The organism is Nocardia terpenica, assembly GCF_013186535.1.
Taxonomy (GTDB): domain Bacteria; phylum Actinomycetota; class Actinomycetes; order Mycobacteriales; family Mycobacteriaceae; genus Nocardia; species Nocardia terpenica.
On the sequence record NZ_JABMCZ010000004.1, the window covers coordinates 432,505 to 447,548 of the forward strand.

The 15,044-nt window shown below is 70.4% G+C and carries 14 protein-coding genes; 6 read left to right on the forward strand and 8 right to left on the reverse strand.

What is annotated here, in order from left to right:
- Positions 1 to 4: 4 nt before the first annotated feature.
- Genes HPY32_RS34720 through HPY32_RS34735 form a run of 4 tightly spaced genes read right to left on the reverse strand, consistent with a single transcriptional unit; the run spans position 5 to position 6,186 of the window.
- Entirely contained in the window at positions 5 to 2,833 is a 2,829-nt protein-coding gene (locus tag HPY32_RS34720) for a toll/interleukin-1 receptor domain-containing protein (protein ID WP_171983203.1), read from the reverse strand.
- Positions 2,834 to 2,877: 44 nt separating this feature from the next.
- Positions 2,878 to 4,656, reverse strand: coding sequence for a CheR family methyltransferase (locus HPY32_RS34725; protein ID WP_067589373.1), 1,779 nt, complete (start codon positions 4,654 to 4,656; stop codon positions 2,878 to 2,880).
- A 49-nt stretch (positions 4,657 to 4,705) separates the two neighbouring features.
- Positions 4,706 to 5,584 (reverse strand): ANTAR domain-containing protein, encoded by an 879-nt coding sequence (locus tag HPY32_RS46325; protein WP_067589370.1) that lies wholly within the window; start codon positions 5,582 to 5,584, stop codon positions 4,706 to 4,708.
- Positions 5,581 to 6,186 (reverse strand): chemotaxis protein CheB, encoded by a 606-nt coding sequence (locus HPY32_RS34735; RefSeq protein WP_067589367.1) that lies wholly within the window; start codon positions 6,184 to 6,186, stop codon positions 5,581 to 5,583. Before HPY32_RS34735 ends, HPY32_RS46325 begins: the two co-directional genes overlap by 4 nt.
- A gap of 139 nt (positions 6,187 to 6,325) precedes the next feature.
- On the opposite strand from HPY32_RS34735, the gene HPY32_RS45155 reads away from it, so the two are divergent.
- From HPY32_RS45155 to HPY32_RS34755, 4 genes are all read left to right on the forward strand, one after another.
- Positions 6,326 to 7,099: a GAF and ANTAR domain-containing protein gene (locus HPY32_RS45155; protein WP_067589365.1), complete on the forward strand. Its 774-nt coding sequence runs from the start codon at positions 6,326 to 6,328 to the stop codon at positions 7,097 to 7,099.
- A gap of 70 nt (positions 7,100 to 7,169) precedes the next feature.
- Positions 7,170 to 7,931: a DeoR/GlpR family DNA-binding transcription regulator gene (locus tag HPY32_RS34745; RefSeq protein ID WP_067595929.1), complete on the forward strand. Its 762-nt coding sequence runs from the start codon at positions 7,170 to 7,172 to the stop codon at positions 7,929 to 7,931.
- A complete protein-coding gene (locus HPY32_RS34750) occupies positions 7,924 to 9,105 on the forward strand; it encodes an MFS transporter (RefSeq protein ID WP_067589362.1) in 1,182 nt (393 codons plus the stop codon). The genes HPY32_RS34745 and HPY32_RS34750 overlap by 8 nt, the downstream gene beginning before the upstream one ends.
- A 41-nt stretch (positions 9,106 to 9,146) precedes the next feature.
- The gene (locus HPY32_RS34755; RefSeq protein WP_067589359.1) at positions 9,147 to 9,821 is read left to right on the forward strand and encodes a hypothetical protein; all 675 of its coding nucleotides are present in this window, start codon (positions 9,147 to 9,149) and stop codon (positions 9,819 to 9,821) included.
- A gap of 4 nt (positions 9,822 to 9,825) precedes the next feature.
- On the opposite strand, the gene HPY32_RS34760 is transcribed toward HPY32_RS34755, so the two are convergent.
- From HPY32_RS34760 to HPY32_RS34770, 3 genes are read right to left on the reverse strand one after another with little or no spacing between them, the layout of a single operon-like run.
- Entirely contained in the window at positions 9,826 to 11,013 is a 1,188-nt protein-coding gene (locus HPY32_RS34760) for an FAD-dependent oxidoreductase (RefSeq protein WP_067589352.1), read from the reverse strand.
- Positions 11,010 to 11,657 (reverse strand): TetR/AcrR family transcriptional regulator, encoded by a 648-nt coding sequence (locus HPY32_RS34765; protein ID WP_067589349.1) that lies wholly within the window; start codon positions 11,655 to 11,657, stop codon positions 11,010 to 11,012. Before HPY32_RS34765 ends, HPY32_RS34760 begins: the two co-directional genes overlap by 4 nt.
- Before the next feature lie 18 nt (positions 11,658 to 11,675).
- Positions 11,676 to 12,536 (reverse strand): helix-turn-helix domain-containing protein, encoded by an 861-nt coding sequence (locus tag HPY32_RS34770; RefSeq protein WP_067589345.1) that lies wholly within the window; start codon positions 12,534 to 12,536, stop codon positions 11,676 to 11,678.
- Positions 12,537 to 12,586: 50 nt separating this feature from the next.
- Between HPY32_RS34770 and HPY32_RS34775 the strand changes: the two genes are divergently transcribed.
- Together HPY32_RS34775 and HPY32_RS34780 are read left to right on the forward strand one after the other, a co-directional pair.
- Positions 12,587 to 13,006 (forward strand): DUF2000 domain-containing protein, encoded by a 420-nt coding sequence (locus tag HPY32_RS34775; protein ID WP_067589342.1) that lies wholly within the window; start codon positions 12,587 to 12,589, stop codon positions 13,004 to 13,006.
- A gap of 46 nt (positions 13,007 to 13,052) precedes the next feature.
- Positions 13,053 to 14,417: an MFS transporter gene (locus tag HPY32_RS34780; protein ID WP_171983204.1), complete on the forward strand. Its 1,365-nt coding sequence runs from the start codon at positions 13,053 to 13,055 to the stop codon at positions 14,415 to 14,417.
- A 75-nt stretch (positions 14,418 to 14,492) separates the two neighbouring features.
- Here the strand turns inward: HPY32_RS34780 and HPY32_RS34785 are convergent, their stop codons facing one another.
- Positions 14,493 to 14,786 (reverse strand): response regulator transcription factor, encoded by a 294-nt coding sequence (locus HPY32_RS34785; RefSeq protein ID WP_067589329.1) that lies wholly within the window; start codon positions 14,784 to 14,786, stop codon positions 14,493 to 14,495.
- Between the last annotated feature and the right edge of the window lie 258 nt (positions 14,787 to 15,044).

Consider the following 15,044-nt stretch of genomic DNA (forward strand, 5'->3'; position numbering starts at 1 on the left):
ACCCTCACCGGCACGAGTCGACGTGTGGTTGGCCGGTGCCCACGAGTGCTCGCCATTCGTCGTCGGTGAATTCGGAGGCCGCGGCGGCGCAGGCGTCGCGGATGAGTCCATCGGGTGAGATGTCGCGCTGGATCAGGGTTCCGGTGTCCATGGTGTCGAGGTCGATGTTCGCGCTCACCAGATAGCGGCCGTCGGGGGAGAAGGCGACCCCGACCTTGGTGGGCCGGGTCGGCGAGGTGTAGGGGAGGGTGTCGAGGGTGGTGCCGGTGGCGGTGTCGGTGAGGACGATGGTTCCGTCCAACCGGTCGCGGGCCACCAGCGTGCCGGTGTGATCGGGGATCGGTGGCCGCCGGTCGTTGCCGTCCCCGCCGATGGTCCGGATCGGCCGCGACCCGGTGTTGTTCCATACCTCGAGCGACCCGGAGGCGCGCATGACCAGGAGCTGGCTGCCCGCGAAGGCCACGTGCGCGACGTCGTGGCCGGGGACGGTGTGCGGTGGGCGATGGGTGACGACGTCGTAAACCGTTGCCACCCCGTCGTTTCCGACGAGCACGACCAATCCGGCGCGCGCGTCGACGGCGCCGTCGACGAGATTGTCGGCGGTGCCGTGCAGCGGGCCGGGCAGCAGGTGGCGCAGGGCGCCGGTCCGGGCGTCGCGCGCGAACACGTCACCGCGGTCGTCGAGGGCCAGGACGGTGGCGCCGTCGGCGGTGCGATCGGCGGCGAGGATCGGGACGGTCCCGTCGCCGCCCGGCAGGATGTCGACGGAGCCCCCACGGGTCGGAGCGGACTCGTCGGCCACGAGGGTGAGCCGACTGTCGGTGGTCCACAGCGGAATCCCGTGGACGGCGGGCAGATTCGCCGCAGGGTGCGCGGACCCCGCCAGCGGCGCCACGATGGTTCTGGTGCTGGCGGCGCTCACGATGGCGGCGGCGGAGTCGTCCGGCGCGATCGAGACGGTCGGGTCGCCGCAGCCGCCGCAGTCGTCGAGGGATCCCATGCTCATGGGGCTGGTGTGGCTCAGCCGATCCACCTGGTCGAGATTCCACAGCGCGATCTGAGCACCCGTGGCCGACAAGAGGTTCCGATCGTCACCGAGGAAGTCGAGCAGCGGGGTGGCCGTCACGGGCGGGGTGCCGTGCAGGTGCACGGTCGGTGCGCGCACGGGTCCCGGCGTGGGGCTGTCGAATCCACCGACGATCGGGGCGGCCGGGACGATCGCGTTCGCGGGGGCGACCGGTGCGAGGTAGATGTCGCCGCCGTCGGCGACCGCGAGCGCGGACCCGTCCCGGCTCAACGTGAGCGCGGACGCCCGGGTGATATCCGCCAGGGCGGTGAATGCGGGGTGGTCGGGGTCGGTCGGGCCGGTGGTCTGCCACACCGGAATGGTCGAGGAACCGTTCGATCCGGTGAGGAACTGCCCGTTGCCCGAGGGGCGCCCGCCCTGCTGGTGCACGCCGAAACCCACGGTCGAGGCCGCCAGTACCGACCAGTCGGCGATTCGTCGGCGCTCCCACGTGCCGTCCCCGGGGTCGAAGATCAGCGCCTCGTCGTCGGTCGGCAGGACCAGCGAGGTCCCGGAGCTGGTGTTGCTCGCGGGTTGTACCGCGCGGACGGAGCCGGTCGCGGTGTCGACGATGCTCATCGATTTCGGCGTCTCGAATCCCGGGCTGCGGCCGTGGACCGCGGCGACCGCCCCGGAGGGGGAGACCGCGACGGCGTCGGGCTGCTGCCCCGGCGGGTGCGCAACGGTCGCGAGGTGACCGTCGGCGTGCCACAGCACGACGGAACTCCCGTCGGTGGCGGCGAGCACACCGCCGTCGGCATCGACCGCCACGCCGCTCACCGGTCCGTGCAGCGTCGCGGCGAACACCGGCTGCGACAGGCGATTTCGCCTCCAGAGCTCGACCCGCCCGTCGGCCAGACCCGCCGCGATCGCCGACCCGTCGGCCGACCCCACCAGCGTCTGCACCGCCGCCCCCGCGGGCAGGTAGCGCACCAGCGCGGGACTGGCCGTATCCGCCCGCAGCAGCGCGCCCAGGGTCTGCGGATTGGCGTCGATGCGGTAGGCGCGCACCGCCAGCAGCAGCGCCGACCGCACATTGGTGGGCAGCAGGCTGTCGGCGGTGGCCGCCAGCTGCCGCGACAACGCCAGCCGCGCCTGGCGATCGGCGGTGTTCTTCTGGACCGCCGCCACCCCGGCGAGCACGAGCGCGCCGACCAGCAGCATCGTCAGCCCGGCCACGGCGGCCCGGGCCAGCCGGGTCGCGATCCGATGGCGGCGCACGTCCTCGCTGTCGAGCTCCTGCTTGGGCACCCCGCGCACCGGAGCGGCCAAAGAGGCCACCGCGCTGCGGAATTCGCCGTAGCGCAGCGACTGCTTGTCCCGATCGTGCGCGAAACTCAGGTCCTCCCAGATCGGTTCGCGCGCGAACCAGCCGCTCAGCGACCGCGGCAGCGCCGTGGTGACGTTCCAGTCGAAATCGTTTCCGCGCCAGGCGACCACACCGGAGGTGACGGCGATGAGGAAGGTCTCCGGGGAACGGTAGCGCTGCCAGTAGGCGATCTCCCGCGCGACCCACGGCGAGGCCGCGGCCTGCGGGGAGGCCAGCAGCAGGAAGAATCGGGCGCGCCGCAGCGCGTTCTCGATCTCGGCGGTGAGGTCGTGGGCGGCGGCCAGATCGGTGCGGTCGCGGAAAACGCGCAGCGCGCGCGGCTGATTCCACGGCTTCGCCAGGTGGGTGAGCCCCCGCTGCACGGCGGGGGCCAGGGCCCGATCGGCGTCGTGGTTGTAGGACAGGAACAGATCGACGTCGAACGGACGCACAAACACCGTTGTCGCACATCCGCACTCGGCGCCGCAAGGGTGAAAAGCCCCTAATCCGGCGCGGTGTTCGGTTCGATCGTCTCCATCACCAGGATCGCTCCGGTCGGCGAGCCCGAGCGCTCCCGCAGCGAGGTGCAGACCACGCGGACGGTGACCGGCCGCCCGCGGCGGTTCACGCCCTCGAGCCGGATCTCGTTCTGGTACTGCGGTTCCGACAGCGCCGGGCGCACCAGCGGGCGCAACTCCGCCACCGGCAGACCGATGTCGAGATTGAGCAGATGCTCGCCCTCGGCCTCCTCCGGCCGCAGCCCCCACAGGTTCTCCGCGCCCGCGTTCCAGACGACGACGCGCAGGGAGGTGTCGACCACGATGACCGCCGCGAACCACGAACTCATGATCGAGCCGAAGAATCCGTTCACCTCGTCGAGCTCGTTACTGCGTTCGCGCAGTTCGGTGTTGATGGTCTGCAACTCGTCGTTGGTGGATTGCAGTTCTTCGTTGGTGGTTTCGAGTTCCTCGTTCGTCGACTGCAATTCCTCGTAGGCCGACTCGCGCTGCCGATTGGCGCGATCGAGGTCGGTGAGCAGGCGGCGGTTCGAGGTGACGTCGTGGAAGACCACCGAGATGCCCGCGGTCGCGTCGTCGACCGACAGCGGATAGACGTGCACCTCGAGCGCGAGCACCTCACCCGGGCCGCGCTGCCACTCGATGTCCTTGATGCGCACCGCCCTGCGCTCGGCGCGGACCTGATCGATGTAGCCGCGCAACTCGACCGGGCGATAGGACAGCTCCAGATCTCGCAGCGGCCGCCCGATCTCGCGGTCGTTCAGGCCGAGTAGATGCTTGGCCTGATCATTGACCGCGGCGAGCGCGTCATCGTGGCCGAGCACCACCTGCGCCACCGGCCCCGCCGCGAATGCCAGGCCGCGCAGGACCTCCGCCTCATCCGGTTCCCGCGGATCCGGAGTCATGGTGCGCCCGAATATCGACCCGATATCGACCCGGGAGGTCGGCACCTTCCGGAATACCCGCCGCTTGAGGTCCACCGGATCGAAGGTGCGGTTGTGGCTGAGCAGCATCTCGGCCTTGCCCAGGAACAGCAGACCCCGGGGCGCCAGGGCGAAATGAAATTTGTCGAGGATCTTGCTCTGCGTTTCCGCGTTGAAATACATCAGGGTGTTGCGGCACGCCAGCAGATCGATCCGGGAGATGGGCGCGTCCTGCACGAGATCGTTGCGGCCGAAGATCACCGAGCGACGCAGATCCTTGCGGAAGCAATAGCGGGTGCCCGCCGGCTCGAAATACCGCTGAATCAGGTTCGGGCCGACCGGGGACACCTCCTTCTCGGTATAGGTGGCGTGCCGGGCGACGGCCAGCGCCTCCTCGTCGACATCGGTGGCGTAGATCTTGACGCGCCGCCGGAATTCGTCGATGCCCAGCGCCTCGGCGAGCACGATGGCCAGGCCGTACGCCTCCTCCCCGGAGGCGCAGCCGGCGCACCACACCCGCACCGGCTCGTCGGGGCCGCGCTCGGCCAGCAGCATCGGAACCACGCCGGTCTGGATGAACTCCCAGGCGTCCGCGTCGCGGAAGAATCCGGTCACATTGATCAGGATGGTGTTGAACAGGGCCACGAACTCGTCCGGATTCGCCTGGAGCACATCGAGATACTCCGAGTAGTCCTCGATGCCGAGTTGGGAGGTGCGGCGGTCGACCCGGCGCATGAGGCTGCTGCGTTTGTAACCGGTGAAGTCGAAGCCCCGCGTCTCCTTGACGTACTGGAGGATGTCCTCGAAGCCGGGGTCCGGCGCATTCTCCTGATGGTCCACATCGACAACGTACCTGCTCGAGCGGTCGATTCCGCGCGTCGCGCACCGATCAGAGTTCGGAGGTCCCATCGAGTATCTTCCGGGCCAACTCGGGCAGCGGCACGTTCGTCGTATAGGCCCTCGCTCGCAGCAGCGCCAGCGCCGCGTCGACGGTGCAGTGGCGGCGCACCGACAGCACACCCGCGGCCTGATTCACCGCGTCGAGGTAGTCGGCCTCGTCGAACAGGGTGCCGCGCGGGGTGATCCCGTCGTCGCGGGTGTCGTGGGCGCCGAGCAGGACGGAATTGGCCAGGGCGTCGGCGACGCGGTCGGCGGTGGTGGTGACCCCGGCGGGCGCCCGGTGCGAGGAGAACGCGCACAGGGCGCCGACCCGCCGCGACATCGACGCCAGCGGAACCGCCACCACGGCGTTGACCCCCAGTTCGGCGACCGCCGAACCGTATTCGGTCCACTGGTCGATCAGCTCGGCGCGCGTGCCGACCAGCACTTCCCCGCCGACGAACGCGTCCCGCGCCGGGCCGCGGCCGAGGACGGCCTCGAGATCGTGGGCGGTGCGGGCGATCCCGTCCGAGGCCGCGGTGAGCAGTTCCTGCCGGTTCTCGGTGAACAGGGTGACCACGGCGCTGGTCATGCCGAGCTGGTCGGCGACCGTGCCCATGAACAACGGCCGCCGCTCGGCGATTCCGGCCGCGCGCCAGCGTTGCAGGCGCAGCGCGTACTGCCGGTGCAGGCGGGCGCAGGCGTAGTGGCGGGCCTCCATGGCGCGGTGCAACTGCGCCATGCGGAGGCGGAACGGTCGCATCGACGCCACCGGCCGGTCGGCCTGCTGCTCGTATCTGCGGGCGATGGCGGCCGCACGGGCCGCGCGCTCCCGCTCGCGGGCGAATTGTCGCCACTCACTTGCGATCTCACCGTCGGCCTCTGTCACGGCTCGCGCTCCTCGACCAAACCCCCGATGGCGTCGGCGATCTCGGCCAGCGGCAGGATCAGATCCGCCGCGCCGGTCCGCACGGCGGCGTCGGGCATACCCCGGAATTCGGCCTCGTCGGGGTCCTGCACGATGACCGTCCCGCCCCGGGCCTTGACCGCGTCGACCCCCCGCGCGCCGTCGCTGCCGGACCCGGTCAGCACGCAGGCGATGGCGTGGTGGGCGTATGCCTCGGCGATCGAGCAGAACAGCAGATCGGCAGAGGGACGGACGAATTGCACGAGGGCGCCGCTGGACAGCATGAGCATGCCGCCCCGGCCGACCAGCAGGTGGAAGTTCGGCGGCGCGATGTAGACGGCGCCCGGCGCGATCCGCATCCCGGCCTCGGCCAGGGCGACCGGGAGCGCGGACTTGCGGTTCAGGACCTCGGCGATGATGGTGTCGTGCTGCCGGTTCAGATGCTGTACGACGACGACCGGTACCGGGAGCAGCATCGGTAGGCCGCTCAGCAGCCGGATCAGTGCGCCGACCCCACCCGCCGAGGAGCCGATCGCGACGATGCCGTAGCCCGCGGCCGAGGGACCTCGGCGCGAGTTCTTCACGGCCTCAGTCTATCGCCGCGGCCGCTCATCGCCCGATCTCCCGCCCAGCATCCCTGTCGTTATCGAAATTCGTTGGGTACGAAAAGTTCTCGTAGTGCGAAGCGGTGATGAGTCGGCTGTCGAGGTGGTAGGAAGAGGTATGCCCGGGCGAGGGTTCGAGGTGGGCGATGCCGATATCCCCGACCTGTTCGCGGAGACGGTGCGAGAGTTGTCCGCGCTCGTGACCTCGTCCGGCTCGGCGAGGGCCGCGATCGGCGAGGTCGTGCTGCTCGCGTCGCGCCTGCTGCCGGGGCGGCCGATGGCGGCGGTCACGCTGCATCACGAGGGCGCTCCGGAGACCATCGCCCCGGCGGGCGGGCGCACGGCCGTGGTCGACGCCGTCCAGTGCGACGCCGGGGTGGGTCCGTGCTGGGACGTGGTCCGGGGCGAACAGCCGGTGTGGGTGCCCGATGTGGCGGGCGAACAGCGCTGGGGCGACTATCCGGCCCGGATGCTGGCGCACGGGGTGCGCTCCATCTACAGCCGACCAATGTGGTCGAACGAGACCGTGATCGGCGCGTTCAACCTGTACTCCGCCCGGTCGCACGGATTCGATGCCTCGACCCGGCAGGCGGCCGGATATCTCACCGTCGTGCTGTCGGCGGCGGTCGATCGCGCCCGCCAGGCCGCGCTGACCGCGCAACTGCGGCAGGCCCTGGCGTCCCGCTCGGTGATCGATCAGGCCCTGGGCATCGTGATGGGCCGCCGCGGGTGCGACCGCGACGCCGCGTTCGACGTCCTGCGGCAGGCATCGCAGCGCCGCAATATCAAGCTGGCGGAGGTGGCCGCCCAGGTCGTGCGCACGGTCACCGGCGCCGCGCCGCTTCCACCGCATTTCGACGTCTCCGACTCGGGCAAGCCTGAGGCGCCGTAGGGACCCGGCCGAGACTTAGAACTGATCATAAGATTCTTTCGAATGATCACCCTTGATGTACGTTATGGGTATGGCTGTAGCGGAGAATCGGCACGCGGACATCGTCCGCGCCCTGCGGGCCTCGGAGCGGGTCACCGTCACCGAACTGGCTCGCGCACTGGCGACCTCGGAGGTCACCATCCGGCGTGATCTGGCCGAACTGGAACAGGCGGGGGTGCTGCGGCGGGTGCGCGGCGGCGCGGTGAGCGCCCTGCCGCGCGGCGAGGAAATGCCCTATGCCATGCGGGAATTGGAGCGGGTGGAGGCGAAGGCGCGCATTGCCGCGGCCGCCGCGGCGCTGATCGCGGACGGTGAGTCGGTGATACTCGACAGCGGCACAACGGGTTCGGCCGCCGCGCAGGCACTGAGCGCGCGGCGGCTCACCGTGATTCCGCTTGCCGTGCACGCGATCACCGTGCTGGCCGCCGCCCCGCGGATACAGCTGCTGCTGCCGGGCGGCACCGTGCGACCGGGCGAGTCGACGCTGGTCGGGCCTATGGTGGAGCAGAACCTGGCCGCCCTGCGCTGCGACACGATGCTGCTGACCTGCTGCGGATTCAGCCCGCGCCGCGGTGTGACCGCCTACGACCTCCAGGACGCGGCGGTCAAACGCGCCGGCATGGCGGCGGCCGCCCGGACCGTCGCCCTCCTCGATTCGGCCAAGTTCGCCCGCACGGCACTGGCCGTGGTGTGCGCGACCTCCGCGATCGATATCGTGGTCACCGATACCGACGCACCGCCGGACGCGGTCGCGGCACTGGAGGCCGACGGTATCGAGGTGCATCGTGTCTGACCGCTGCGCCGTCGCCGCCGAGCCGAAAACGTCTGGGGCCGTACAGGTCTCGGTGGCGGTGACCTTTCTGGTGCACGCCCTGCTGTTCGCCTCGTGGACGGCGCACATTCCACAGATCAAGGCGGAGTTGCGGTTGAGCGACGGCGCGCTGGGCACCGCGCTGCTGGGTGCGCCGATCGGGTCGGTGCTGGCCATGGTGGCCTCGGGGGCGCTGCTGCCGCGGCTGGGGAGCCGTCGCATGATCCGGGTGTCCGTCGTCGGGTATGCGATCGGCGGTGTGGCTGTGGGACTGGCCGATTCGCCGGTGCTGCTGTTCGGGGCGCTCGCGGTGTGGGGGCTGTTCCAGGGGGCGCTCGATGTCGCGATGAACACCCAGGCCGTCACGGTGGAACGGGCGGCGGGCACGGCGATCATGGCGCGGCTGCACGGCCTGTGGAGCATCGGCGGCTTCCTCGGCGCCCTGATCGGCGCGGGCGCGGTGGCGGCGGGCCTCGGGCTGACCGCGCAGCTGTTCGTGCTGGGTGTGGTGGCGGTCGCGGTGATCGGATGGCTGTCGCGCGCCATGCTCGCCGACGGCGCGCGGCCCCGCGGGACCCGGCCGCCTCGCCGTTCGCGCCTGTCCCCGCTGGTTGCGATCCTGGGCGGCATCGCTTTCGCGTCGATGCTGTGCGAGGGCGCCGCTGCGGACTGGTCGGCCAACTATCTGCGCGACGACCTGGGCGCGGGCCCGGCGCTCGGCGGCCTCGGCTACGCGGCCTACGCCCTGGCCATGGTCGCCGTCCGCCTCGGCGGCACGATTCTGGAGCGCCGATTCCGCATCGACCGCCTGCTCCCCGCGCTGTCCACGGTCTTCGCGCTCGGCATGACAACGGCTCTGCTTGTCGCCCAACCGATTCCGGCCCTGCTCGGCTTCGCCGCCATGGGAATCGGTCTGGCCCTGATCGTTCCGAGCGCCTTCAGCGCCGCCGGACGAGCCGACCCCGGCCCCAACTCCGGCTCCGCGATCGCCACCGTCTCCGCCCTCGGCTGGCTCGGCTACGTCTCGGGCCCACCCCTGATCGGCCACCTCGCCGACCGAGTCGGCCTCGGCACCGCCCTGTGGACGCTACCGCTGCTGGCACTGGCCATCACGGCCATCGCCCGCTTCGGCGGCGTCTTCACCCAGAACCGCTGAGCCCGCACCAATTGCTAGCCTGGGGTCATCGAGGGGGCGATATGACTACCGCGGGCGATCGGCTGAAGAAGGCGCGCGAGCTGTGGGTGCGGGCGCGGACCGTCGAGGGGCGCGCCGCCACGATTCGGACCGGACTGGCCTACCATCGGGCCTTCCGTTGCTTCCTGCGATATGTCGGCGCCGTGCGCCGCGACCCGCACTCGTACCCGACCGAGGCGACCGCGGCCTGCCATGCGCTGTCGATGCTCGGGCAGGAGGCGGTGCCCGCGCTGTTGGCAAGTGGCGCACGGTATTTCGCGACGATCGATGCTCGCACCGCACTCGCCGCGGCCTACCTGGCCGACCCGTCCGGCGGTCGGCCGGACCGGGTCGGCGCGGTATTCGCGGGTCCGGAGCTGGATCGCCTGAACATCGATGGCGTCGTGGGCGTTACACCCTCGGAGCGGATGGCCAGCGCGGCCTACGCCCGAATACTGGTGGCGCGGTTGATGGTCGACCATCCCCGGGCGCGCGGGTGGCGGTCCCGGCGCGCGGTCCTGCCGACCTGCGCGGGGATGACTCCACGCGAAGAGGCATTACAGCTCGGCCGCGAGAGCGTCGACCTGTTCGCGGCACTGGCTCGCGCCGTCCCCGCACTGGACGCCGAATACCGGCGGCTGCGAAGGGAATACGAGACGCTGGTGCGCGACCTGCTCACCGCGCGTCGGCGAGGGTGACGGGCTAGTTTCCGCTCTGCTGGCCGGAGGGTGCGCGGTCGGACTGCGGCAGGCTGGCGACCGCGCGTTCGGCCGCGATGAGGGCGCTGTTGATGGCGATCTCGCCGCGCATGCCCGGGGCCGCGACCATATCGCCGACCAGGTAGACGCCGTCGCCGCGATCGATGGCGGGCCGGTCGCGCCAGGTGTGGCCGGGCAGGTCGAGGGCGCCGGTGCGGCCCTTCGCGGTCGCGGTGCGGCGGAAGGTGGTTCGGTCGCGCCAGCCGGGGACGACGATATCGACGAAGCTCTCCAGCCGCCGCTGCGCGTCGGCGGGGGACTCGTCGGCGCGGACCGGAATCTGCAACTGGTACAGGGATTCACCGGCCGGGGCGACGGAATCGTCCTGCATGGAATAGCTTTCGTGGAACGCACCCTCGTCCAGGTCGAACACCAGCGTCCGGTCGCGGCGATCGGCGGAGACGGCCAGATCCAGCAGCGCCGCGTATCCGCTGATCCCGGTGAGCGTGTCGTCGCGCAGCAGGGTGCGCGCCGCATGCAGGTCGGTGGCCACGATGACCGGGCCGCCGGTGGGCAATTCCTCGACGCGGGAACCGGTTTCGATGCGCACACCCAGCTCGGCGGCGCGCGCCGCCATCCGATCGATCGTGCGCTGCCAGCCGCCGCGCACCCACCGCACCGCGGGCAGATGCGGGCCCGAAATGCGCTGGAACAGCCCCCACACGAACGCGGCCGACAACCGGCCGGTGTCGGCGTCGTAGGTGACGACGCTGACCATATTGGCCATGCCCTCGGCCGCCGTCTCGCCCCACCGGGCCGACGCCCAGCTCCGGAAATCGGCATCGACGGGAGCCTTCAGCCCCGCCCGCGCGGCGGCCCGCAACACACCCACCGGGGGCGCCATGCGCACCCGGCCGCCCGCGCGATACCCCAGCCGGGTCCAGTCCCGCAGCCGCGGCCAGCCCAGATCGTCGACGAAGCCGCGCCGCTTCAGCCAGGCGTAATGCGGGCCGTCGGCATAGAAGACGTGTGCGCCGTCGTGGACGACATAGGGCGGCTCGGTCGCGCGGCCGCGGCCGCCGACGCTGGCGTGCGCCTCGTGCAGCACCACCTGCGCCCCGGCCTCGGCGGCCGTGATCGCCGCCGTGAGCCCGCCCAGACCGCCGCCGATCACAGTGATACGGGTGTTCATGAATTGTCCCCTTCCGGATGCGCCCGGTTCAGCTGGGCGACGGTCATTTCCGCGACCGCCCGCAGATAGCGGTCCGGATCGACCGAGGTCGGATGCTGTCCGTGAAACGTGTCGCTGATCAGCCAGTAGTGCGCGATCGTGCCGACCACCACCGCGGCGGCCGCCTCCCAGTCCTCGCCGTCTCGGTCCGGACCGGCCATCTCGGTCAGCGCGCGCCGCACCGCCGACACGAAGACCAGGTATTCGTCACGCCGGAACACCTCGCGCACCTCGGGTGCGATCGAGTTGTCCCGCAACAGGATTCGGTTGATATCGCGATCGTGGTCCATCCGGGCCAGGCCGATGCGGAACAGCAGGGTGATCTTGTCGACCGTCGACCCGTCCGGAGCCTGCGACTCGAGCCACTTCACCACCGAGAAGTCCGGATCCAGCAGCGGGCCCCATACGGACCGGTCGCCGAGCCGGCTCCGCATCGCCTCCACCAGCAACTCGTCCTTGGACCGGAAGTGCCGATACAGCGCACCCGATCCGCCGGACAGCCCGGCGGCCTGCTCGATCTGCACGATGGTGGTCCCCGCGAAACCGCGCTCACCGAACAGGCGCAATGCCGCGTCGATGATCCGCTCCCGCGAGGACCCGCTCATCCAGCCTCCTGCAAGTAACTACTTACTTGCATTGAATCCGAGCGGACCGCCGGGCGCAAGCCCCGGCGGCGCGTGTCCGCGTCGCGCGCTGCGTGCGTACCGGCCGGGCGTGGTGCCCAGAATGCGCTTGAAATGCCGCGTCAGATGCGGCTGGTCGTGAAAACCGGTGGTGGCGGCCACATCTCGGGGTGCCATGCCGTCCAGCAGCAGGGGGCGGGCGAGGTCGACGCGGCGCGAGATCAGGTACCGGTGCGGTGGCATGCCGAATTCGCGGCCGAAGGCGCGGATGAGGTGGGTGGGGTCGGCGTGCAGCGCGGCGGCGGCCTCGTCCAGCGAAATACCTTCCGCGATCCGGGAATCGAGCAGCTCCCGCAGGCGGTGCGCCAGTCCCGGATCGGGCCGCCGGGGCGGCGGGTCGGTGCCGCGCATCCGGTCCCGGACGCGGTCGAGGACGAGCGCGAGGCGTCCGGCCGCCTCGAATTCGTCGCCGGGGTGGGCGAGGGTGGCGTGCAACTGGCGAATGCGGTGGTGCAGCAGCGGATCGGCGAAGGCGGGTGCGTCGACGGCGGGCCCGATCGCCGCGGCGAAGTGCGCGGGGTCCAGGTAGAGCACGCGCTTGCGGAATCCGTCGGTGGTCGCGGACTGGCCGTTGTGCGGGACGTGCGGCGGCAGCAGGGCGACCACCGACCCGAGCACCCCGTGTTCGTGCCGGTCCAGGTCGTAGCGGACGGCCCCGTCGTCGACGATCAGCAGCGTCCAATTGTCGTGCGCGTGCATCGGATACACGTGCTCGACGAATCGGGCGTGAAAGACCTCGACGATCCCCGGCACGAGCGGCTGCCAGGCCCGGACCCGTTCGATCCCCGCCGCGGCAACCATGCCAGGATCGTACAAGCCTCGCGGCTCCCCGCCGCGGCAGAGTCGTTCGCATGGAGAACGTGCGATTCGACACCAAGATCGCGGTCCTGCTCCGCGCGGACCTGGCGCCATGGCAACGGCTGAACGTGACGGCTTTCCTGGTCAGCGGCCTGGGCACCACCCACCCCGAGGTGATCGGCGCCCCCTACGAGGACGCCGACGCCACCCGCTACCGCCCCATGTTCCGCCAGCCCGTCCTGATCTTCGAAGCCGACAAGGAACTCCTCACCACCGCCCACACCCGAGCCCTGACCCGCGAATTGTCCACGGCCATCTTCACCTCCGACCTGTTCACCACCGGCAACGACCACGACAACCGCGCCGCCGTCCGAGCCGTCCCCACCACCGCCCTCGACCTGGTCGGCCTCGCCGTCTACGGCCCCCGCAATGCGGTGGACAAGATCATGAAGGGGGCTCGGATGCATCCGTGACCGCTGGTGCAGAATGATCGAACCCATAGCCTGCGGAAGGAAGTGGATGTTCGAGGAGTCGGCTCGTCCTCGGGTGGTGCGGGAGTACCGGCGGGCGGGGTGGCTGGCGGTGGGGGCGGTGTGTGTCGGGGCGTTCATGGGGCAGCTCGATGCGAGCGTGGTGACGTTGACGTTTCCGGCGGTGCAGGGGGAGTTCGGGGCGCCGCTGGCGGGGGTGCAGTGGGTGTCGCTGGGGTATTTGCTGACGCTGGTGGGGCTGGTTGTGGCGGCGGGGCGGGTGGCGGATGCGGTGGGGCGGAAGTTCATGTATTTGCAGGGGTTTGTGGTGTTCACGGTGGCGTCGGCGGCGTGTGCGCTGGCGCCGGGGCTGGGGTGGCTGATCGGGTTTCGGGTGGTGCAGGCGGTGGGGGCGGCCATGTTGCAGGCCAATAGCGTTGCGCTGGTGGTGACCAGCGTGCCGGGGCGGCGGATGCGGGCGGCGCTGGGGGTGCAGGCCGGGGCGCAGGCGCTGGGGCTGGCACTGGGACCGGCGGTGGGGGGTCTGCTGGTCGGGTCGGTGGGGTGGCGGTGGGTGTACGGGGTCAATGTGCCGGTGGGATGTCTCGCGCTGCTCGCGGGCCGATATCTGTTGCCGCGCACCAGGCAACGGACCGCGCTGCGCGAATTCGATTGGCGCGGACTGGTTCTGCTCGTCACCTGCACCAGTACGCTGCTGCTGGCGATCTCGGTGGTATCGGGTCTGCCCGTGCCGGGGTGGGTGGCCGGAGTGCTTGTCGCGGTGTCGATTTCGGCGGCGGTCGCCATGGTGTGGTGGGCGCGGCGCGCCCGCGAACCACTGGTGGATCCGGCCCTGCTGCACCCGGCCGCCGTATCGGCCGGACTGGTGGGGGCATTCGCCGCCTACCTCGTGCTGTTCGGGCCGTTGGCCCTGTTCCCCCAACTACATTCGACGACCGCCGCCGGGGCCGGGCTGATGCTCACCGCCCTCCCGGCCGGATTCGCGCTCGCGGCCGTGGCGGGTGGGCGGATTCTCCCGTACGACTGGGGGAATCGGCGTCGCCAACTGCTGGGTATCGCGGCCGCCGTCGCCGCCCTGGCCGCGCTGACGATGCGACCGACCGACGCCGGATGGGTGTTCGGATGGCTCGGCGTGCTGGGTCTCGGTCTGGGCCTGTACATCCCGGGAAACAACTCCACCATCATGGCCGCCGTCCCCGCGGGCCGGTCGGGCACCGCGGGCGGGCTGGTCAATATGAGCCGAGGGCTGGGCACCGCGGGCGGCGTCGCGGTCGTCACCCTCGCCCTGCACCTCGGCGGCACACACACCGCTTCGGCCGCACCGAGATTCGCGCTGGCGGGATTGCTGGCCGCCGGTATGCTCGCGGCGGCGACCAGCTACCCGCGCCATTGATCGTCTCGCCGACCCGCGCGGTCCCGGAATTTCTGGACTTTCTCCGGGTGTCGGATCGTGACGCGATGTTTTCTGTTAAATTCGGCCGGGGCGGGCGGAAATTGTTCGGGGTCTCGGAAAGGTTGAATCCGATGGGGCGCGGTCGATGTCGAAGGGCAATTCCTTGCGGCGTAGCGCCATGACGACGAGTTGTGTGCGATTCGCGGCGCCCAGCTTGCCGCGCAGGCGGCGAATATAGGTGTCCACCGTATGCGTGCTTATCTCCAGGCTCCGGGCGATATTCCGATAGGTCTCGCCCGACACCACGAGGGCGAGCACCTGGATCTCCCGGTTGGTCAGCGCTGGATGGTGGCGATGTCGCTGGTCCATTGTCAGCTCCCGGCAACGATTGTCAAGGTGTTTCGGGGCGCGGTACCCGCATTCGGCGATATTTCCGAACAGGGGGAAACCGTACCTATGCAATGCTGCCGCCACAAGTAGGAATGCCGGTGGCTGAAATCTGGGCACCTCCGGCGAGCCGATCGTGTGATTGAATGCGCAACTTGTTATAGAACTCGGCAAACCATAAGGTCTATTTGCTCGCGAATGACTAGCTGTGACCCCGTTCACCCCTATTATTCTCCGGAC